Origin of the sequence: Acidovorax sp. JMULE5 (assembly GCF_013376875.1) — a bacterium.
Classification (GTDB): domain Bacteria; phylum Pseudomonadota; class Gammaproteobacteria; order Burkholderiales; family Burkholderiaceae_C; genus Acidovorax; species Acidovorax facilis.
This window is the reverse complement of the sequence record NZ_CP035951.1, coordinates 2,548,211-2,567,374: the sequence shown is the minus strand read 5'-3', so window position 1 is coordinate 2,567,374 and position 19,164 is coordinate 2,548,211. Positions and strand designations below refer to the sequence as shown.

General features: G+C 65.1%; 18 protein-coding genes. 15 read left to right on the top strand and 3 right to left on the bottom strand.

Annotation, left to right across the window (positions count from 1 at the left end; translation table 11 throughout):
- Positions 1–7: 7 nt before the first annotated feature.
- Both EXV95_RS11540 and EXV95_RS11535 read left to right on the top strand, forming a co-directional pair.
- Positions 8–745: a 1-acyl-sn-glycerol-3-phosphate acyltransferase gene (locus EXV95_RS11540; RefSeq protein WP_121505518.1), complete on the top strand. Its 738-nt coding sequence runs from the start codon at positions 8–10 to the stop codon at positions 743–745.
- A gap of 182 nt (positions 746–927) precedes the next feature.
- A complete protein-coding gene (locus tag EXV95_RS11535) occupies positions 928–2,160 on the top strand; it encodes a Yip1 family protein (protein ID WP_176886958.1) in 1,233 nt (410 codons plus the stop codon).
- Between the two features lie 85 nt (positions 2,161–2,245).
- Here the strand turns inward: EXV95_RS11535 and EXV95_RS11530 are convergent, their stop codons facing one another.
- Positions 2,246–3,325 carry an ABC transporter ATP-binding protein gene (locus EXV95_RS11530; RefSeq protein ID WP_055402047.1) on the bottom strand — a complete coding sequence of 360 codons (1,080 nt, stop codon included), beginning with the start codon at positions 3,323–3,325 and terminating at the stop codon, positions 2,246–2,248.
- Positions 3,326–3,443: 118 nt separating this feature from the next.
- Between EXV95_RS11530 and EXV95_RS11525 the strand changes: the two genes are divergently transcribed.
- A complete protein-coding gene (locus tag EXV95_RS11525; RefSeq protein WP_176886957.1) occupies positions 3,444–5,072 on the top strand; it encodes an iron ABC transporter permease in 1,629 nt (542 codons plus the stop codon).
- A 213-nt stretch (positions 5,073–5,285) separates the two neighbouring features.
- On the opposite strand, the gene fliO is transcribed toward EXV95_RS11525, so the two are convergent.
- Together fliO and sctU are read right to left on the bottom strand one after the other, a co-directional pair.
- Positions 5,286–5,711, bottom strand: coding sequence for a flagellar biosynthetic protein FliO (fliO, locus tag EXV95_RS11520; protein ID WP_176886956.1), 426 nt, complete (start codon positions 5,709–5,711; stop codon positions 5,286–5,288).
- Entirely contained in the window at positions 5,708–6,988 is a 1,281-nt protein-coding gene (gene sctU / locus EXV95_RS11515) for a type III secretion system export apparatus subunit SctU (RefSeq protein ID WP_176886955.1), read from the bottom strand. The genes fliO and sctU overlap by 4 nt, the downstream gene beginning before the upstream one ends.
- A 686-nt stretch (positions 6,989–7,674) precedes the next feature.
- Here sctU and EXV95_RS11510 point away from each other — a divergent pair.
- From EXV95_RS11510 to EXV95_RS11455, 12 genes are all read left to right on the top strand, one after another.
- The gene (locus EXV95_RS11510; RefSeq protein ID WP_176886954.1) at positions 7,675–8,196 is read left to right on the top strand and encodes a lytic transglycosylase domain-containing protein; all 522 of its coding nucleotides are present in this window, start codon (positions 7,675–7,677) and stop codon (positions 8,194–8,196) included.
- Complete coding sequence (locus EXV95_RS11505; RefSeq protein ID WP_304503275.1) at positions 8,193–10,235, top strand: FHIPEP family type III secretion protein; 2,043 nt, start codon at positions 8,193–8,195, stop codon at positions 10,233–10,235. The genes EXV95_RS11510 and EXV95_RS11505 overlap by 4 nt, the downstream gene beginning before the upstream one ends.
- 266 nt (positions 10,236–10,501) lie before the next feature.
- Positions 10,502–12,268 (top strand): type III secretion system outer membrane ring subunit SctC, encoded by a 1,767-nt coding sequence (gene sctC / locus EXV95_RS11500; RefSeq protein ID WP_158603824.1) that lies wholly within the window; start codon positions 10,502–10,504, stop codon positions 12,266–12,268.
- A 50-nt stretch (positions 12,269–12,318) separates the two neighbouring features.
- Entirely contained in the window at positions 12,319–13,524 is a 1,206-nt protein-coding gene (locus EXV95_RS11495) for a hypothetical protein (RefSeq protein WP_121421083.1), read from the top strand.
- A gap of 178 nt (positions 13,525–13,702) precedes the next feature.
- The gene (locus EXV95_RS11490) at positions 13,703–14,005 is read left to right on the top strand and encodes a hypothetical protein (RefSeq protein WP_121421082.1); all 303 of its coding nucleotides are present in this window, start codon (positions 13,703–13,705) and stop codon (positions 14,003–14,005) included.
- A gap of 15 nt (positions 14,006–14,020) precedes the next feature.
- Complete coding sequence (locus tag EXV95_RS11485) at positions 14,021–14,440, top strand: hypothetical protein (protein WP_255484982.1); 420 nt, start codon at positions 14,021–14,023, stop codon at positions 14,438–14,440.
- A gap of 25 nt (positions 14,441–14,465) precedes the next feature.
- Complete coding sequence (gene sctJ / locus EXV95_RS11480; protein ID WP_176886953.1) at positions 14,466–15,386, top strand: type III secretion system inner membrane ring lipoprotein SctJ; 921 nt, start codon at positions 14,466–14,468, stop codon at positions 15,384–15,386.
- Between the two features lies 1 nt (position 15,387).
- Entirely contained in the window at positions 15,388–15,984 is a 597-nt protein-coding gene (locus EXV95_RS11475) for a hypothetical protein (protein ID WP_176886952.1), read from the top strand.
- Positions 15,981–16,640, top strand: coding sequence for a FliH/SctL family protein (locus EXV95_RS11470; RefSeq protein WP_176886951.1), 660 nt, complete (start codon positions 15,981–15,983; stop codon positions 16,638–16,640). Before EXV95_RS11475 ends, EXV95_RS11470 begins: the two co-directional genes overlap by 4 nt.
- 20 nt (positions 16,641–16,660) lie before the next feature.
- Positions 16,661–17,998 (top strand): FliI/YscN family ATPase, encoded by a 1,338-nt coding sequence (locus EXV95_RS11465; RefSeq protein WP_176886950.1) that lies wholly within the window; start codon positions 16,661–16,663, stop codon positions 17,996–17,998.
- 37 nt (positions 17,999–18,035) lie between these two features.
- Entirely contained in the window at positions 18,036–18,518 is a 483-nt protein-coding gene (locus EXV95_RS11460) for a hypothetical protein (protein ID WP_176886948.1), read from the top strand.
- A gap of 10 nt (positions 18,519–18,528) precedes the next feature.
- Positions 18,529–19,128: a hypothetical protein gene (locus EXV95_RS11455; protein WP_176886947.1), complete on the top strand. Its 600-nt coding sequence runs from the start codon at positions 18,529–18,531 to the stop codon at positions 19,126–19,128.
- Positions 19,129–19,164: the final 36 nt, after the last annotated feature.

Here is a 19,164-nt window from a genome sequence, read left to right as displayed (position 1 = left end):
CCCTGCGGTGAAGTCTTTGCGTGCCTGCTGGCGCCTGCTGCGCCTGCTGGGCCACATTGTCAAAGGGCTCGCCATCGTGGCGTTGCGTTTTCCAGCGCTCTCGCCGGACCAGCAGCATGCCCGGGTGCAGGTGTGGTCGCTGCAGCTGCTGGCGCACCTTGGCATCAGCCTCCGCATCTTGGGTCAGCCCCCGCTCACCGGCCCGGTGATGCTGGTGGCCAACCACATCTCGTGGCTTGATATCCCGGTGATGCACGCGGCGCGGCATTGCCGCTTTGTCTCCAAGTCCGACGTACAGGGCTGGCCGCTGATCGGTACCCTGGCCACGGCCGCAGGCACGCTCTACATCGAGCGCAGCTCGCGCCGTGATGCGCTGCGCATGGTGCGGTCGATGCAGGAGGCGCTGGAGCGGGGCGAGGTGCTGGCCGTGTTCCCTGAGGGCACCACGGGCGATGGGCGCGAGATGCTGCCTTTTCACGCCAATTTGCTGCAAGCCGCTGTGGTGGCGCAGGCGCCGGTGCAGCCCGTGGGCCTGCGTTTTGCCGACAAGGCCACGGGTGCCACCAGTTTTGCGCCCAGCTACATCGGCGACGAAACCCTGGTGGGCTCCATCTGGCGCACGCTGTGCGCCCCGCCCATCGAGGCTGTGGTGCATTACGGCCCCCCCGAGCTGGCGGGCGAGCGCGACCGCCGTACCTGGACGCAGCACCTGCACGATACGGTCGATCAGTTGCGCAAAGCCTGAGCTGGCGCTCTGGGGGCAGGGGGTGGTTTCCGTGGGCAAAAGCGTGCATATTCCACGTTTGCAGCCGCGCGGTCTGCACATCCGATCTCTATTGCACGCAATTTCCCGTATCGTCCGCGTCTTTCGCCTGCAAGCGCTTGCAAATGCGTGGGCAGGCTCATCCACACTGCCGGGAGGGCACCATGAACCTGATTGAGCGCGCCAAGAGCCTTCTTCTGCAACCCAAGGACACCTGGGTCACCATTGAGGCCGAGAGCACCGACGCCGCCACCCTGTACACCCGCTACGCCATGATTTTGGCCGCCATTCCGGCAGTCTGCGGTTTCATTGGCATGTCGCTGATCGGTTTTGGGGGCTTTGGCGTCACCATCCGCGTGCCCTTTGTCTCGGGGCTGGTGAACATGGTGGTGTCGTATGTGCTCAGCCTCGTTGGCATCTTCGTGCTCGGGCTCATCATCGATGCGCTGGCCTCCACCTTTGGCGGCCAGAAAAACTCCATCCAGGCCCTGAAGGTGGCGGTGTATGCCAGCACGGCGGCCATGCTGGGCGGGGTGTTCAGCCTGCTGCCTGCACTATCCATGCTGGGCCTGCTGGCGGCTTTGTACTCTATCTACCTGCTCTACACCGGCCTGCCGGTGCTCATGAAAAACGCCCCCGACAAGTCGGTGGTCTACACCGTGGTGGTCATCATCGCGGCCATTGTGATGGGGGTGGTCATCGGCGCCGTCAGTGCGCTCTTTCTGCCCCGTGGCGGAGCGATGTTTGGCGGGGCCGACGCGCCCGCCATCACGATGAATACGCCGGGCGGCAAGGTGTCCATCGACACCGCCGGCCTGGAGGCCGCAGGCAAGAAGATGGAAGAGGCCGCCCGCAAGATGGAAGAAGCGCAAAAGAGCCAGGACCCCGCCGCCATTGCCGCTGCTGCTGGTGATGCAGCCAAGGCCGCCGCAGGTGCGCTGGGGGGTGGCCAGGCCATTGCGGCGCAATCGCTCAAGGCGGCACTGCCCGAGAAGCTCGCCGGCCTGCCGCGAACGGGCTTTGATGTGCAGGACGGTGCCGCCCTGGGCCTGCCCACCAGCCAGGCCAGTGCGCAGTACGGCAGCGATGACAAGCAGGTGCGCCTGGAGATCGTGGACATCGGTGGCCTGGGGCAGATGGCGGTCATGGCCATGGGCATGGCCCAGGGCGAAAAAGAAGACCCAACGAGCGCCGAGAAGACTTGGCAGGAGGGTGGCCGCACCCTGCACCAGCGCTATGAAAAGGACGGCAGCCGTGCCGAGTTCAAGACCATCCTGAAAAACGGCCTGGTGGTCAGCATTGAGGGCGACAACATGGGTGTGAAGGATCTGCGGGGCTTCATGTCGCAGGTGGATCTCAATGCCCTGGAAAGCCTGCAGCGCAAGGGCAAATCCTGAAGGCTGCAGTGCGCCGTGGCGCAATGTTGCATCAAAAATAATAGCAGCCTGCGCTTTATAGATAACCGCTAGAGCCTATTTTTGCCTAGATGGTGGTTCCCTGTTCGCGGGGGAACGTCACCACATGGTCCACCTGGGCGCGGATGCCTATCCACTCGCCCAAGGCGTGGTCGTGGTGGCTAGGCACATGCGCCAGCACCGTGTGGCCGCTGGCCAGGCGCAGCGTGTACAGAAACTCCGAACCCCGGAACGACTTGCGCACGATCTGCGCCTGTACGGGGGCATGGTCGTCGTGCACGATGTCATCCGCACGCAGCAGCACATCACATTCGCCACCGGGGTAGCTGCTGGGCAGGGGGCATTCTTCCAGGTCGGTCAGCTCGCCCAGCGGCGTCTGCGCCACCACGTTGTTGCCGCGCTGCAGCAGCGTGGCAGGGGCGAACACGCCATGGCCGATGAAGTCGGCCACAAACCGTGTGGCGGGGCGGTGGTACAGGGTGTACGCATCGTCCCACTGGTGCAGATGGCCTTCGTGCATCACGCCGATCACGTCGCCAATGGCAAAGGCCTCGAACTGGTCGTGCGTCACAAACAGGGCGGTGGCGCCAGCGGCTTTCAGAATGCCGCGCACCTCGTGGGCCAAGCGCTCGCGCAGGTCCACGTCGAGGTTGGAAAACGGCTCGTCCAGCAGCATGAGCTGCGGGCGTGGTGCCAAGGCCCGAGCCAGGGCCACACGCTGCTGCTGCCCGCCAGAAAGCTCGTGCGGAAAACGGTTTTCGCTGCCCTCCAGCCCCACCAGTTGCAGCACCTCTGCCACGCGCGCGGCCTGCTCGGCACGGGGCAACTGGTGGATGCCAAACGCCACGTTGCGGCCTACCGACAGGTGCGGGAACAGCGCGTAGTCCTGGAACACCATGCCAATGCGCCGCAGCTCGGGCGGCACGCTGAGCGTGGCGCTGCTGACCACACTTTTGGTCAGACGGATCTCGCCGCCCGTCACGGGCTCCAGCCCTGCCACAGCGCGCAGCAGCGTCGTTTTGCCGCAGCCAGAGGGGCCGATCAGCACACCGATATCGCCTGCATGCAGGCCCAGCGTGACGCCTTCCACCGCCGCGTTGGGGCGGCCTGCGTAGCGCACTTCGAGTTGGGAGACCTCTAGAAACATCGCCTGATTCTAGGCGGGCAGGGATGAATGCTTAAAATTCGCATTTGCATTCCTGATCGTTGCCCGGCCTGAGCCTGCCAGCGGGTGTGCGCTTTCTTACTTTGCCGAGCCACTCGCCTTGCGCCGCACGCCATTTTCTGCCCTTCGCACCATCCCTTTGATCCTGTTCGCGGGGTTTCTGGCGCTGCCCGTGCTGGCCGTGTTCGCGTCGTGGTTGCCCGTGGGGCAGGGCGATGCGCAGGCGGGCGCCATCCTGCGCGAGATGGCGGCCACCGTGTTGCCCGGCTATGTGTGGACCACCTTGTGGCTGAGCGTGCTGGTGGCCCTGGGCGCGGCCATTGTGGGCACGGGCACGGCGGCGGCGGTGACGCTGTTTGATTTCCCGGGCCGCCGCACCTTCGAGTGGCTGCTGCTGCTGCCCCTGGCCATGCCCGCGTATGTGACGGCGTATGCCTACACCGACTTTCTTCAGTACAGCGGCCCGCTGCAGGTGGGCCTGCGCAACACCTTTGGCCTGGAAGGCCGCCTGCTGCCCGAGGTGCGCAGCCTGGGCGGCGCGGTGTGGGTGTTCATCTTTTCGCTGTACCCGTATGTGTACCTGCTGGCGCGCACGGCGCTGGGTGAGCGCGCGGCGCACCTCATGGAGGCCGCGCGCCTGCTGGGCGCTCCGCTGTCGCGTCGCATCCGGGCGGTGGCGCTGCCCCTGGCACGCCCGGCAGTCGCTGCAGGCGTTGCGCTGGTGCTGATGGAAACGCTGGCTGACTTTGGCGTGGCCAGCTACTTCGGCATCCAGACCTTCACCACCGGCATCTACAAGGCTTGGCTGTCCATGGACAACCGCCTGGCCGCCGCGCAGCTAGCCACCATGCTGCTGGTGGTGGTGATGGCGCTGCTGCACCTGGAACATCGCGCGCAAAAGCGCATGCGTTTCGCTACGGGCGGCGGGCGCGCAGGCTCGGCCGAGGCACAGCCCCTGGCGCTGCGCGGCGCACGCCGCTGGGCCGCCTGGGTGGTGTGCGCGGTGCCGGTGGTGATGGGTTTTGTGGCCCCAGTCCTCTTCATGCTGCGCCCGTTGGCGGCCGACTGGTCGGTGCTGCCGTGGGAGCGTTTCATGGAATGGGCCTGGCACAGCGTGCGCTTAGGATGCATCACCGCCGCGCTGGCCGTGGTCATCGCCCTGGCGCTGGCATTTGCAGTGCGCCGCCAGCCCGACGCCATCACACGCGGCGTGGTGCAACTGGCCAGCGTGGGCTACGCCGTGCCGGGCGCCGTCATTGTGGTGGGCCTGCTGCTGCCCGTGGGCTGGCTGCAGGCGGCCATGCCACAGTGGGGCGTGGGTGCGTTGGTCACCGCCACGGCGTTGGGCATCGTATGGGCGTACCTGGTGCGGTTCTGCGCGGTGGCGCTGCAGTCCATTCAGAGCGGTTACGCGCGAATTCCCCCCAGCCTGGATGACTCTGCCCGCATGCTGGGCATGGGCAGCGTGGGCCTGATGGCGCGCGTGCATGGGCCGCTGCTCAAGCGGTCTACCGCTGCTGCCGCGCTGCTGGTGTTTGTGGACGTGATGAAGGAGCTGCCCGCCACCATGGTGCTGCGCCCCTTCAACAGCGACACCCTGGCCGTGGTGGCCTACCAGCTGGCGCGCGATGAGCGGCTGGGTGAGGCGGCGTTGCCGTCCCTGGCGCTGGTGGCCGTGGGGTTGGTGCCGGTGATCTTGCTGAGCCGGACGCTACGCAGCAAAGGGTGAGCGGCTGACATGCGGTACTGAATGGGTGGGCGTGCCCGCCCAAGGGCATGGTCCTCCAGCGTAGAAAACAAGCTGCCATGTGGCAGCTTGTTTACAGCCCAAGGAAAAGGCGCAGCGGCAGGCACCTCTGGCACCCTACCGAGGGTGCCCCGCAGTCTTTGGTACAGCCACCATGGGAGCGCACGCAGTTGCCGCAATGCCTGCATGAACGCGTCAAGGAACAGTCGGCGATTTCTCTCTACCTTCAGGAGCGGATTCAGCCAGCAGATGTACCTGGTGCGGTGTCACCCCCAGCAGATATTCTCGGTCCCCGTGCCGGACCAGGGCCACTCTCTCTCGCCCGCCAAGAGATATTTGCTGCACGACCTGCAGCACGGCTTTACCACTTTGATTCCGCGCGATGCCGGTACGCTGCAGCACCTTCAGAAGTATCCAGGCCAGGGCCAGCACGAATGCCAGTGCCAGTACGGTACCCAGCACTCCGGCCAGTGGGGCTGCGGGCGCGTCAGCTACGCCATATGGCGCAGTATTCGGGAGCACCACGCTGGCAGTGGTCTGGGGGCTCGTCACCTCGACCAATTGGGCAGGGGCAGTGCCTTCATAAGGCTGTGCGGTGTCTGTATGTGAATGCTTGTTCATGATGCAGTGTCAGTGGCCGCTCTGGATCGCCACCGTCTGGGAACATAGCGGGCAAAGCGGTTGGTTCTCCAGCGCCCGGGGGTGGCGGCTGCGCCCGCTGCGTCATGGGCCGTAGAGGGCGGGTACCGGGTCAGGTCTTCACCAGGAGCGGGGCGTCGAGGACGGCGCGGTTCTGACTCTGTGGAAGACTTCGCATGGGAGGTCTGCGAGGCACGTTCGAGTTCATAGCGCACATCTTGCGCCCACAGGATCACGGTCGCGATGATGTCGAACAGCTCCGCAGGAACGACGTCGCCGGGCTCTGTGTCGGCCAGCAATTGACGGGCGATTTCGATGTTGCGCAGTACGGGAACGCCGGCCTCCTGCGCGGCGGTTCTCATGGCCAGAGCATCATCGTCCTGTGCCTTGGCAATGACCGTGGGCACCGGGCATCGGTCGCGGTGGTAGTCGATGGCAATCGCGACATGGGTGGGATTGACCACCAGCACATGGGCGCTAGCTGCCGCCTTGTTGGCGCCTTGCTGAGCCCACTCCTGCTGCAGCTGCTTGCGATGGCCCTTGAGATGCGGGTCGCCTTCGGCGTCCTTCATTTCCTGGCGTATGTCGCGCATGCTCATGCGCATCTTCTTCATGAAGCTGTAGCGTTGCCATGCCAGGTCCAGCGCCGACACCAGGAGAAACGCGCCCGTGACCCATGCCAGCAGCGTCCAGCTGGCTTGCCAGAGAGCCGATCCCACGGCCTCTGGCTTCGCGCGCGCAAGCAGTGGCAGATCGGGCAGCAAGTCCTTCAGCGCAATCCAGGCAATGACGGCCACAAGCACGGTCTTGAGCAGTGACTTGAGCAGCTCGACCAGGTTGTCCAGCGAGAACATGCGTTTGAGGCCGCTGGCGGGGTTCAGGTGTTCTGCCTTGGGCCAGATTTTCTCCATCGTCAGCACAGGGCCGGTCTGCAGAAACTCCACCAGGACGCCGACCACCGCAACGGGTACCACCACCAGCCCCACCAGCAACAGCAACGTGCGCAGCGCTTGCCGCCCCAGTTGGGCGAGTGCCTCAGGAAAAGGGATCTGCAATCCCCACAGGCTCAGTTCAATCAGTGACGTCATCTGCTGCCCCACCATCGGCAAGGCCACCGTGGCTAGCAACAGCACGGTCAGCAATGTTGCTGTCGCTGTAAGGTCCTTGCTCTTGGAAACCTCGCCCTTTTTGCGGGCGTCCTGAAGCTTCTTGGGTGTCGGCTTTTCTGTCTTGTCGCCACTGTCGTCTTGACCGGCCATGTGCGGAGAGTCCTGTTGGAAATCGGGTGGGGCCGCAGGCCGTGCTGGCCCTGGGCTCAAGGCGCTGCAGCATCACGGGGAAGCTTGGCAGCGGTGCACAAAACTGAAGTGTCGGGCAGTGTGCCAACGGTCACATGAATGTTGAAACAGGATGCAAGCGAAAGCACGTGCCCGCAATGGGCGTGCGTTGCATCTGTGTTTCGTTGCTGACAAATGGATACGTGAAGCAGCACGTTTTGCCACAAATTCGACAGGCTGAGCGGAAACACTAGCTCTACCTTGTTGCGTTCGTGTCTGAGTCTGCTTCTAAAAGCGAAAGTCTGTTTGTGCGTTCCCCATCGTCTCATCGTGTTCATCTGCTTGCCCGGCGTTTGTTGGTTCGGCCCTTGGCGAGGCTCCCTGGGATGTGGTTCCTCATGGGGACTTGCGGACTGGGCCTTGGGGGCCTGACCCACGCTGCACCTGGACCTGCGGTCTTGGCGCCAGCGCCGACAGCCGCATGTGCCGTCGGGTGGGATCAGTTGTTGACACCCGCGCAACGGGACGCCGAAGCGCTTGTTCGCGGTTGCCAAGTGTCTGCCGCCAAATCCAGCAAACCAGTTCTGGCTGCGCAGATGGGGTTGTATCGCCACACCTCGTCGCGTCTGTTGCCTGTCGGTGCAGGCGCCCGCACAGCGCAGCCAGCCATGACCGGCAAGCTCCCGCCCCGCACAGCCATGCCATCGCGCAGCCCCGACGCCCAGCCCTTGCGAACCAGCAGCCCCGTCGGGCTGGCACCTTTGGTAGACCGCACCGCGCAGGAGCACGACATCGACCCGTTGCTGTTGCACTCCATCGCTCGCGTGGAGTCCCGTCACCAGCCCGATGCCATCTCGCATGCAGGAGCCCGAGGCTTGATGCAGGTGATCCCCCCGACCGCGCGCCGTTTTGGCGTGGAGGGCGCAGAGCAACTGCACGACCCGCAGACGAACCTGCGGGTGAGCGCCCGGTACCTCAAAACCTTGCAGCAGCGATTTGGCAATGACTTGGAGTTGGTGCTTGCCGCCTACAACGCTGGTGAGGGCGCCGTAGAAAAGCACGGACGCAAAATCCCACCCTACCGCGAGACTCAGGACTACGTCCGCAAAGTGCTTGCCGAATACGTGCTGCTGCGCGGGGTCAGCGCCAGGCAAGCGGGCCATGCCTTCACAGGGAAAGACTCGCTGTGAATTTGGCTAGCTATTTCCGGTCGGCCGCGCGTGCCGACCGCAGTGGTGGCGGGCTCGCGCGGTACACCGACATCGCCTTGGTGGCTGGCATCGTGGCCATCATCGCGCTCATGATCGTGCCGCTGCCGACCTGGGCCCTTGACACCCTCGTGGCCGTCAACATCTCGGGCGGGGTTTTGCTGCTGCTGCTGGCCATCTATGTGGCCAATCCGCTCGAATTTTCCGTGTTCCCCAGCGTGCTGCTGATCAGCACGCTTTTTCGGCTGGCGCTGTCGATCGCGACAACCCGCATGATTCTTCTGCACGGCGAAGCTGGCCACATCATTGACACGTTTGGGAACATGGTGGCGGGCGGCAATCTCGTGGTGGGCCTGGTGGTGTTTCTCATCATTACCGTGGTGCAGTTCATCGTCATTGCCAAAGGCTCGGAGCGCGTGGCTGAAGTCGCCGCGCGTTTCTCGCTGGATGCCATGCCTGGCAAACAGATGTCCATCGACTCGGACCTTCGCTCAGGCCTGATCGACAAGGACGAGGCCCGGCGTCGCCGTCGCCAACTGGAAAGCGAAAGCAAGCTCAACGGCAGCCTTGACGGCGCCATGAAGTTTGTCAAAGGCGATGCCATCGCGGGCATCATCATCATCATCATTAATCTGCTGGGAGGGCTGGCCGTGGGGGTGCTCCAGCAGGGAATGCCCATGTCGGCAGCGGCCATCAAGTACTGCATCCTTGCCATTGGTGATGGCATGGTGACGCAGATCCCCGCATTGCTGGGGGCCATGTCCGCAGGTCTGCTGGTGACGCGCACTACAGACGATGAGCATGACAAACATCTGGGCGACGCCATTGGTAGACAACTGACGGCCAAGCCCCGCGTGTTGCTGGTGGCCGGTGGCCTGAGTTTTCTTTTCGCGGCCGTGCCTGGCTTTCCCGCCGTGGTCTTTGGTCTGCTGGGTCTTGTGTTCTTTGGGGTTGGGGCCATGCTGACGCCCGCGTGGCGGGAGCGCTGGGAACGCTGGATCGGGCCGAAGCTGGTGGCTGTGCGCCGCAAGCCCGCGCACGCCCCCGAGTTGATGTTCACCGATGCCATCCCGGTGCGTCCCAACGTGCCCCTCCTACTTGAGTTGCCTGCCGGGCACCTGCGCGGCGAAGACAGCCGTGACCTGCTGCACGGCCTTGAAGGCGTGCTCGACCATTTTCAGCTGCACCTGGGCCTGCGTTTGCCGCGCATCGATGTGCACATGGTGCCCGCGCGACCTGCTCAGACGCCGGCGCCAGCGGTGCCGGGGTCCAGCGCACTGGCCCTCGAACCAGCCGCGCCAGCGCCTGCTTGGCGCCTGATGGTGCACGAGGTGCCGGTTGCCCAGGGCGACATGGTGGCCGACGGTGTTGCGGCGGCACTGGCCACGGCCGTGCGGGAAGCTCTCCGTCGCAACGCCGCGCTGTTCTTGGGCACGCAGGAAACCAACCTCTTGCTGACCCGTGCCAGCGCCGACCTGCCCGATGTGGTCAAGGAAACCCTTCGTGCTCTGCCTCTGGCACGGGTGGCTGAAATCCTGCGTCGCCTTGTGGAAGAAGAGGTGGCCATCCGCAACCTCCGCGACATCCTGGAGACCCTCGCCGATGCGGCCCAGCGGGAGAAAGATGTGTTCGCTCTGACGGAACTGGTCCGGATCGGACTCAAGCGCCAGCTGTGCTATCGCTACGCGCCGACCGGCCGCCTGGGCGCGCTGCTTATCGATCCCTCCGTCGAGGAGCTGCTGCGATCCGCTGTGCGGGTCAACGGCGGGGTGCAGCAGCTGGCGCTCGATCCTGCGCAAACCACGCAGTTGATTCAGAAATTCACGCAGGCCATCGCACATCACCGGCCAGCAGCCATCGTGACGGCGGTGGACATTCGCCGCCACGTACGCAAGTTGATCGAGATCGAGTGCTTTGACACTCCAGTGCTCAGTTACCACGAATTGGTTCCGACGCTGCACCTGGGCGTACTGGCCCATGTCGGAAAAGACGACGCCCCCATGTTGCAGGGGGCGTCGTAGTAAGTCGGTCGGCAGTCGCCGACTGTTTTCAGGCGGAGTCTGTTCTTCAACAGCCTCGCCGATGAGCGTATGCGCTGATACCAACAATGAGTTCAAACAAGGGAGTGAGAATGGGAGTAGTAGCTAAGGGGAACTGGAGTCCGTTGCTGTCGGGGCCAAAGGCGGGCGCGTGGCGCGCCTGGGCGGCAGGCTGTGCGTTGGGTTGGGCGTTGTGCGCCACGGCGGTGCAGGCCTCGCCCATTCCTTTCGGGGAGAGACAGGTCGATATGACCGTGCGAGAGCAGCCGATTGCGGCGTTCTTGCAGGACTTCTTCGGGACCATGGATGTACCCGTGTCGGTAAGTTCTGGTGTCAAGGGCGCGGTCAACGGAGTGTTCCGAGGTACGGCCGAAAAAGTGTTTTCCAGCATCCAGCGCTCATTTGGGCTCATGGCCTACTACGACGGCGCCGTCGTGCACGTGTACACACCGGCAGAGGTCACGACACGCACCTTTGCCATGCGCCAGGGAGATGCTCGCCAGGTCATCAATACCGCGCGTGACATGAACATCATGGACTCGCGCAACACCCTGCGTGTGAGCCAGAGTGGTGGGCTCATCGCCAGCGGAAACCGACGGTTTGTAGACTTGGTCGGCGAACTGGCTTCAGGTCAGCAAAGCCAGTCCACCACGCTGGCTCCCGTGGGTTTCAAGGTGTACTACCTGAAATACGCATGGGCCCAGGATGTGAGTGCCCAGTACGGCGGCACCGTCACGGTCATCCCTGGTGTGGCAAGCATCCTGCGTTCTTTGCTGACAGCCCAGCGAGGTAACCCGTCACCGGCACTGACGCAGTATCGGGGCGCCTCTGAGCCGGGTCTGCGCGGCCAGGGGCTGGCTCGACAAGGCACGCTGGGAGCCGCTGGTGCCAACCCCATGCAGGCCTCTGCCGAAACCGTGCAGCAAGCCTGGGGCGGCCGACCTGGAGCCGTAGGAGGTGTGCAGGTGGCCACCGTGGACGCTGCGTTGCTGGAAGGCCTGGGCGCGGCTTCGGTCGCGAACCAGGCCCGTGTGGAGGCCGATACCCGTCTCAATGCAGTGATCGTGCGAGACCTCCCGGAGCGTCTGCCTTACTACGACGAGCTCATCAAGTCGCTGGACATTGAGCCCCAGGCCCTGGAGATCGAAGCCACCATCATCGACCTGAGCACCGACAAGTTGCGTGAGATGGGTATCAACTGGCGCCTGAGTGGCGACCGCTATTCCTTCCTGTTTGGCAATGGCACCGCCAGCGACACCAGTCTGCTGGGCAGCACGCCGGTTCAGAGCATTACGCCAGCAGGCGAGGGCGGATTCATGTCCCTGGTGCTGGGCGGGCGCAACAACTTTGTGGCGCGAATCAATGCATTGCAGAACAAGGGCGTAGCCCGCATTGTTTCGAGCCCCCAGGTCATGACGCTGTCCAACGTCGAGGCGCTCTTTGACACCAACAAGAGTTTCTACGTGCGCGTGGCAGGTCGAGAGCAAGTCGATCTTTACAAGGTGTCGGCAGGGACCTCCTTGCGTGTCACGCCCCATGTGTTCCAGGAAGGCTCAGACGTGCGCATCAAGCTGCTCGTCCAGATCGAAGACGGCGGCATCAATGGAGCCAGCCAGGTTGATTCGATCCCCATCGTCGAGCGTTCCTCCATCAATACCCAGGCGCTGATCGGCGCGGGCGAGAGCCTGCTGATTGGCGGCATGGTCAAGGAGTCCAGCAGCGAAGGGGTTTCCAAGGTTCCATTCCTGGGCGATATCCCCCTGGCGGGCGCGCTGTTCCGCTCGAACAACGACCAGCAAGAGCGGGTGGAACGCCTCTTCCTCATTTCGCCCCGCCTCATCCCTGCACGGCGCGCGACCAATGCATCAGCACCCACGGGGCCACTGCGGCCCGGTGGCGCCGTGGCTGCCCCACCCATGCCTGTACTGGAGGAGACCACAACGTCTACCCGCAACCCCGCGACGGGCGATCCCAGGCCTGGCGTAGCCCAGGGGTTGGGTGAGCAGGCGCCGTGAACGAATCGAGCGAACGAGGCCCGCATGTCTGGGCCGAGGAGTACCGTGGAATGAGCACAGAAACTTTGTACGAACTGCGCGTTCTCAGCGGCGAGCAGCGTGGCGCATCTTCTGTCATTCAGCCTGGGCAGACGCTGCGCATCGGACAGGACTGGATCAATGAAGTCGTGCTTCAGAAGGCCGAAGGCGTTGCTGTGTTGTCGTTTTCGCCCACAGGCATCTTGGTGTTGCAGGTGCAGCAGGGCGGCGGTGCCGTAGCCCACAGGACGCTGGAGGCAGGCGCGCGCGCAGAGCTGGGCTTGTACGAGCCGTTCACTGTCGGAGGGATCCGGCTTGCCGTGGGTCAGCTCGGTGCGCAGCAATGGGCGCCGCTGTTCACCGACGCGGCACCAGACGGAGGTGCCACGTCGGCTACACCGCATGCGCAAGAGTCTGCTCCTGCTTCAGAAGCAGCCTCGGAGGCGCGTTCGCATGCTGGTATGGGTGCGTCTGCTTCGCAGGCCTCCTCTGCCGCAGCTACGCCAGCAAAGGACCCTGCAGCCATGGCGGCAGGCCAGACGTCCCCTTTGCAGCGCTGGCGCTCGCGCCTGATGCTGGGCGGCACCGCGTTGGTGGGCGTTTCTGTGTGCACCCTCACCCTGGCCTGGGCCATGGGGCCTTCCACCCTGAGTCCGCAAGAGCACGCCGCGAACATCCGCCAGACCCTGTCGCACCTGGGCATGCCCACACTGAATGTCGAGTCCCGCAGCGGGCAGCTGTACGTGACTGGGCACCTGGAGTCCCAGGCTGAAAAGACCCGACTGGAAAAGGCGCTTGCAGACCGTTCGCCCGCCCGGCTCTCGGTATGGGTCAATGAGCAGGTGGCAGCCAGTGTGGCCGAGGTCTATCGACTCAACGGCATCGCTGCGCAAGTGGAAGCTGCTGGTGCGGGGGTGGTGCGGGTGCGCACGGCGGTGTCTGATACGCGGCAGCTTGAGCATGTTCAGGCGTTGGCTCGCCGTGATGTGCCGGGCTTGCAGCAGCTGGCCGCTGTCAACGAGGCTCCCCCTACGCCGCCTCCGGCTGCATCGGCCATCCACGATCCTGGCAAGCGTGTCGCTGCCATCGTGCCCGGAGAGCCTGCCTACCTCGTCACCGTGGACGGCACCCGTTACTTCGAGGGGGCCATGTTGCCCAGTGGGCACCGCATTGTGGCCATCCTGTCCGACAAGGTGCAGATGGAACGCGAGGGCGTGGCCAGCGTCCTGTCGTTCTGAAGCCCCGCATCAACCGCTTCACCACCAGTGCATCTGGGCACCCAGGTGAGCCCACCGCACCACGTTTACCTCAAACCTTGAAACGTCACCGTGCCACATCGGTCCTCGGACCGACCCCTTGTTCAACCACCCCGCTGGCAATCACCGCCAGCACCACCTGCAAAGTAGGAGTCAGAGCATGAGCAATTCCATCAATCCGCTGGCCATGGTCGCCACCACTGGACTGAGCAGCTCCCAAAGCCGCAGCGGCAAAGGCGCTAGCTGGTTCGAGGTCATGGCCGATGCCTGGGGCAAGACCCTGGACGCCAAAGCGAGTGAAATCGAGGCCGCAGGGGATGCCCTGGCCGACGGCAACGACAAGCCTGCCCACATCACCCACATGACCATGCTGGCCCAACAAATGGGCTTCATGTCCAACAGTGCTCACACCTCCTTGCAATCGGTGGGCACGGCACTGGAAACCATGGCCCGCAAACAGTGATGTGGCGCTGACACCATGAACGCCACTACCACCATGGGCCTTTCGCTTTCGGGCGCAGACAGTGTCGGCGTCTCGGCGGGGCAGAGCCCCGTCCAAGCCGGCTATGGCATCTCATTGACCGACATGTCCGGCTTTCACGAGGCTATTGCGCGTGCAGAAGCGGGCGCGGGCAGCACGCTGCAGGCCCAGCCTGTGCAGGCAATGAGCGAGGGGATGCAGGCTCTATTCAAGCCGCTCGAACACATCAACGCCGAGGCGGTCTCGCTGGAGGAGCATGCGCAAGCGGCCATGGCAGCGGGCAACGACATGACACCGGGTGAGATGGTCATGCTGACCGTCCGGGCGCACGAGTTCCTGTTCCACAGCCAGCTCACCGCCAACATTGCCAACCGCACCTCCGACGGGCTGCAGCAACTGTTCCGCCAACAGGCCTGACCGCCTGCCTTGACCGCTATATCGCATGAGACCGCTACTTTCTGCCAGAACGCTTCTGCGCACCTGCCCCATCCCCGGGGCCAACGCCCACAAGGCCAGGACACCCTCCTGGCCCGCGCGGGTCCTCGTCACGGTCACGCTGGCACTCCTGGCCGCATGCTCTCAGCAGGAGCTTTATGGCCAGCTGACCGAGCGCCAGGCCAACGAGATGGTGGCCGTGTTGCGCAATGCGGGCCTGCATGCAGAAAAAGCGGCCTCGCGCGACGGCAAGGCCTTTGTCGTCAGCACCCGGCCTGACGACTTTTCTCGCGCTGTAGAGATCTTGCACGCCGGAGGGTTCCCACGGGACTCCTTCGACACCCTGGGCCAGGTATTCAAGAAAGAGGGCTTCGTGTCATCGGCACTCGAAGAGCGGGCCCGCTTCACCCATGCCCTGTCGCAAGAGCTCTCGGCCACGCTTTCCAGCATTGACGGTGTGGTGCAGGCACGGGTGCATGTCTCTGTGCCCGAGAAAAATCCCCTGTCCGACAAGCCCCAGCACTCGACGGCCTCGGTGTTCATCAAACACCGCCCCGGGGTCGACCTGAGCCAGCAGACGGGCAAGATCAAAGCCCTTGTGGTCAACGCCATGGAGGGGCTGCCCTACGACAACGTCACCGTTGCCATGTTCCCTGCCGAACCTATTCCACCTGCGGCCCCGCCGTCATTCCTGGGCGGTTTGTGGGCGCAGTATGGCGGCGTGGTCATGATGGTGGCGGGGCTGCTTAGCCTCATGGCGGCCGCCGTGGCGGCCATGGCCTGGTGGCAGCGCCGCCCTGCAGCCGCAGCAGCCTTGGCCGAGACCGGGCTGGCCTCCATGGTCGGCGCCGCAGTGGCACCGCTGCGCCGGGGCACCGCCGTTGCGGTCGAATCCCCCGCGCAGCCCCGTGTCGGCAGCGAGTCCTGAGATGCAGCCCGTGGACCTGGGTGAAGACTCGGCGTTGACCCATGTGGCCGCGCAGCGGCGCGCGCGGGCAGCGCTTGCGCGGCAGTTGCAGGCCGAGCCATTGAGCTGGCAGCAGCTCATGCTGTGTCCTCTGTGGGTGGCCGATCGCGCGCCGGCCCGCGATGCCCTCAGTGCCTTGTCTGGCATCTACTGGCTCAAGGCGTCGCTGCGTGCCTGCATCGACGGGCGGCAACTCGCACCCCTGTCGCGCAGTGTCGGGATCGGTCTCTTCCGTGCTGCCCTTGACGCTCCGGACACCCCGGAACTGCTGGCGCGGGCACCCCGGCCCCTGCTGCCGCCTGCCCACACGATCGTGTCGTACGTTCGTGCCTGGGGCCAGGCGATGCTGCTGTGGGGTTGCGTGCACGAACTTCAGGCGCGCCTAGCCCACCACCTTGGCTGGAGCGCCTCGCTGGCTTTGCTGCCCACGGTGGGCTCTCATCCGGCCTGGGCCCAGGCTGCGTTGCAGCAGGCACATGCGGCCGCACCGGCGCTGGCAGCACCCGCCAGTGTTACCCCGCAGACCGAGCCCGTAACCCCGTTGCCCACACCGTCATGAGTTACCTGCTCACCCTGCACCAAGACGCCACCCTGACCCTGGCCACCACGGAACGTACCGTGCCGGCGCAGCACGTTCAGGCGCTGGAGACCGCTCTGGACCTGGCCGCTGCGCTGCAAACGCTTACCAGTAGCGCCCGTGACGCGGCTGCGCAGGCGCAGCAGGCGGCCTGCGAGCAAGGCCACCGCGACGGTTTTGCCGCTGGGCTGGCACAGGCCCGCCAGGAAGCGGCGGGACAGATTGCAGCAGCGCTGCAATCGCTGGCGCAACAGCACCAGCACCAGCGTGAAGAACTGCGCAGCGCCCTCGTCACGCTGGCCACTGCTATGGTGCGCTGCATGGCTTCGGCACTGGCGCCCGATCAAGTGGTGACCGCCCTGGCGTTGCAGGCTTTTGAGCAGGTAGTGCCTCCTCAGCCCGTGCGCCTGCGCCTGCCCGCAGAGCTGGTCGAGCCCGTGCGCGCACAACTTGCCACGCGCGAATTGCCCATGCCTGTGCAATGTCTCGCCGACACAGAACTTCACGGACTGGACTGTGTGGTGGAGTCCCAGGCTGGTGCGTTGCTGGCCGGGCTCGACACCGTCCTGGCAAGTGCTGCGCAGCGGATTGAAACCTCCCAGCGTCAGATGGCAGCCCCCGAAGCCAGGGCCGCCTGAGCGCGCCACCGATTTGCGACATGCACGCCGACGCATCCCCCCGCCCTCTGCTCGATCCTGCCATCCTGGCCTCGCTGCGCTCCATGCAGCCGGTGGCTGCCCGGGGGCGGGTTGTGCAAGCCTTTGGCACCACATTGCGCGTGAGTGGATTGCGTGCCGTCATCGGCCAGCAATGCCTGATTCGTGACCCCGCGCAACCGCATGGCAACGTGCTGCGCGCAGAAGTCGTCGGGCTTCGCGAGCATGACGCCATTCTTGTGCCACTGGGGCACCTGCACGGCGTCTCGATGGGTGCCGAGGTGGAACCTCTGGATGGCGGAGAGCTCATTCCCGTGGGCGACGCCCTGCTGGGCCGCGTGCTCGATGCCTTCGGCACACCCCTGGATGGTCACGCCCTCCCGGCCCACCTGCCGCTACGCCCCTTCCACGCCGAGCCACCCAACCCGCTGACCCGGCGGCCCATTGATACCCCATTCATCACCGGGGTGCGTGCGCTCGACGGATTGCTCACCATCGGTGAAGGACAGCGACTGGGCGTGTTCGCCATGGCCGGGGGTGGCAAGTCCACCTTGTTGGGCATGCTTGCCAAGCTCGCACACAGCGATGTCAATGTCATTGCCCTGATTGGCGAACGGGGGCGTGAGGTCAGCGAGTTTCTGGAGGACAGCCTTGGCCCCCAGGGCCTGGCCCGCTCGGTGATCGTTGTCTCCACCTCCGACCGGCCCGCCATGGAGCGGCTGCGTGCCGCACAGACCGCCACCGCCATTGCCGAGCACTTCCGCGCGCAAGGGCGGCGCGTCCTGCTGATGATGGACTCCGTGACCCGATACGCCCGCGCGCTGCGAGAGATCGGCCTGTCTGTGGGGGAGCCAGCCGTGCGCCGGGGCTTCCCCCCCAGTGTGTTTGCAGAGCTGCCGCGCCTGTTCGAGCGGGCGGGTAACGATGCGTCCGGCTCCATCACCGCTTTCTACACGGTTCTGGCTGAAGATGAAGACGGCTCCGATCCTGTGGCCGAGGAGACCCGCTCCATCCTGGACGGCCACATTGTGCTTTCGCGCCAGCTTGGGCAAGCTGGGCACTACCCGGCCATTGACGTACTGGCCAGTGCCAGCCGTGTGTTCAACCGCGTCACCGATCGCGCCCACCAAGACGCAGCCCTGCGCGTGCGCGCCCTGATGGCCAAACACGACGAAATCCGCTTCCTGCTTCAAGTCGGTGAATATGCGCCTGGCAGCGATGCACTGGCCGACGACGCCATCGCCGCCCAACCCGCGTTGCAGGCCCTGTTGCGACAGCGGCCCGACGAGGGGACTCCTTTCGAACAAACCCTCGCTGCGCTGCAGCAGTTCCAGCGGTGACTGTGAACAGCCTGCATACACCTTGGGGGGCTCACCCATGACCGCCTCCGCCATGGCCCAGCACCTGGCCGCTGCCAGTCAGCTGCAGCGACTGCGTGCGTTGCGCGAGCGCAAAGCCTTGCAAGCCAGCCAGCAGGCCGAGCGCGAGTTGCAAGCTGCCCAGCAAGTGGTGCGCGACCGCGAAGCCCAGATTCGCCAACTGCAGGCCCGCAGGCTGGAGCTGCAGCACAGCCTGATTGGCCCCTACGCCGCCCGCATGGGGGTGGTGGCCGGCTACGCCAGTGCCGCACAGGAGGTGCTGGACGACCAGCTCGAACGCGCTGAATACGCATTGATCGATGAGGAAGAAGAGCTGATCAACGCGCGCACCCGCGCCGCCTCAGCCCGCACCGCGTGGCTCCAGGCCGTGGTCCAGCACCAGGCTAGCACCACGCTACGCGATGACGCCCGCCAAAGCCTGCGGCGCGAACGTGAAACCACGCTGGAGCGGGAAGACCCCCCGCTGCGGTCAGCCTCCTGAGGAATGCCCCGTGAGTGACATCCGTCCATCGACCCCTGACCGAAAAACCCATACCTCCGACACTGCCGCCCGGGCCTCACAGGCCGGCGGCTGGGTGCCTCCGCAGGCGCGGCGGGACTTTGATGCCGCCATCCGGCGGGCCGACGAACGCAGTGACAGCCGGCTCAAGGACCAGGACGACCCCGAACCCAACGACCTCCCTCACACCGAGGCTCCGTCCCCAGGCCTCTGGGGGCAGCTGCCGCCACTGACCGGGCACACCGGGTCGGCAGGGGAGGGCGGTGCCCTTGTGGGGGGCAGTGCAGCCCTCACCGCACCCGCCCAACCCACCGGCCTCCTGCCAGATTCTCTGCCCATGGCCCCTCATGCGGCCGCGCCCGGGGTGGGTACCCCGTTGCGCTTGCAAGTGCCGCTGGGCGGTGCCGAGGCCGCCACCCTGGCCCTGCGCTTAGCCCAAAGCGGCAACGGCCAGTGGCAGCTGCGCATGGGCACCAATGCCACCACCCGCCAGCAACTGACCCCGCACCTGGAGCGACTGCGCGACCGCCTGCGCGAACACAGCCACGGTCGCATGGACGACCTCGGATTTGACGATGACACCGTGGCCTGATACCGCCAACCCAGCCGCAGTGGCGGCACCTGCCCC

Excerpts from the sequence above, each read along its gene's own strand:
- EXV95_RS11465 (WP_176886950.1), top strand. The coding sequence starts at position 16,661 with ATGCACGCCGACGCATCCCCCCGCCCTCTGCTCGATCCTGCCATCCTG.
- fliO (WP_176886956.1), bottom strand. The coding sequence starts at position 5,711 with ATGAACAAGCATTCACATACAGACACCGCACAGCCTTATGAAGGCACT.
- EXV95_RS11460 (WP_176886948.1), top strand. The coding sequence starts at position 18,036 with ATGACCGCCTCCGCCATGGCCCAGCACCTGGCCGCTGCCAGTCAGCTG.
- EXV95_RS11495 (WP_121421083.1), top strand. The coding sequence starts at position 12,319 with ATGAGCACAGAAACTTTGTACGAACTGCGCGTTCTCAGCGGCGAGCAG.
- EXV95_RS11485 (WP_255484982.1), top strand. The coding sequence starts at position 14,021 with ATGAACGCCACTACCACCATGGGCCTTTCGCTTTCGGGCGCAGACAGT.
- sctU (WP_176886955.1), bottom strand. The coding sequence starts at position 6,988 with ATGGCCGGTCAAGACGACAGTGGCGACAAGACAGAAAAGCCGACACCC.
- EXV95_RS11475 (WP_176886952.1), top strand. The coding sequence starts at position 15,388 with ATGCAGCCCGTGGACCTGGGTGAAGACTCGGCGTTGACCCATGTGGCC.
- sctC (WP_158603824.1), top strand. The coding sequence starts at position 10,502 with ATGACCGTGCGAGAGCAGCCGATTGCGGCGTTCTTGCAGGACTTCTTC.
- sctJ (WP_176886953.1), top strand. The coding sequence starts at position 14,466 with ATGAGACCGCTACTTTCTGCCAGAACGCTTCTGCGCACCTGCCCCATC.
- EXV95_RS11470 (WP_176886951.1), top strand. The coding sequence starts at position 15,981 with ATGAGTTACCTGCTCACCCTGCACCAAGACGCCACCCTGACCCTGGCC.
- EXV95_RS11510 (WP_176886954.1), top strand. The coding sequence starts at position 7,675 with ATGACCGGCAAGCTCCCGCCCCGCACAGCCATGCCATCGCGCAGCCCC.
- EXV95_RS11535 (WP_176886958.1), top strand. The coding sequence starts at position 928 with ATGAACCTGATTGAGCGCGCCAAGAGCCTTCTTCTGCAACCCAAGGAC.
- EXV95_RS11530 (WP_055402047.1), bottom strand. The coding sequence starts at position 3,325 with ATGTTTCTAGAGGTCTCCCAACTCGAAGTGCGCTACGCAGGCCGCCCC.
- EXV95_RS11490 (WP_121421082.1), top strand. The coding sequence starts at position 13,703 with ATGAGCAATTCCATCAATCCGCTGGCCATGGTCGCCACCACTGGACTG.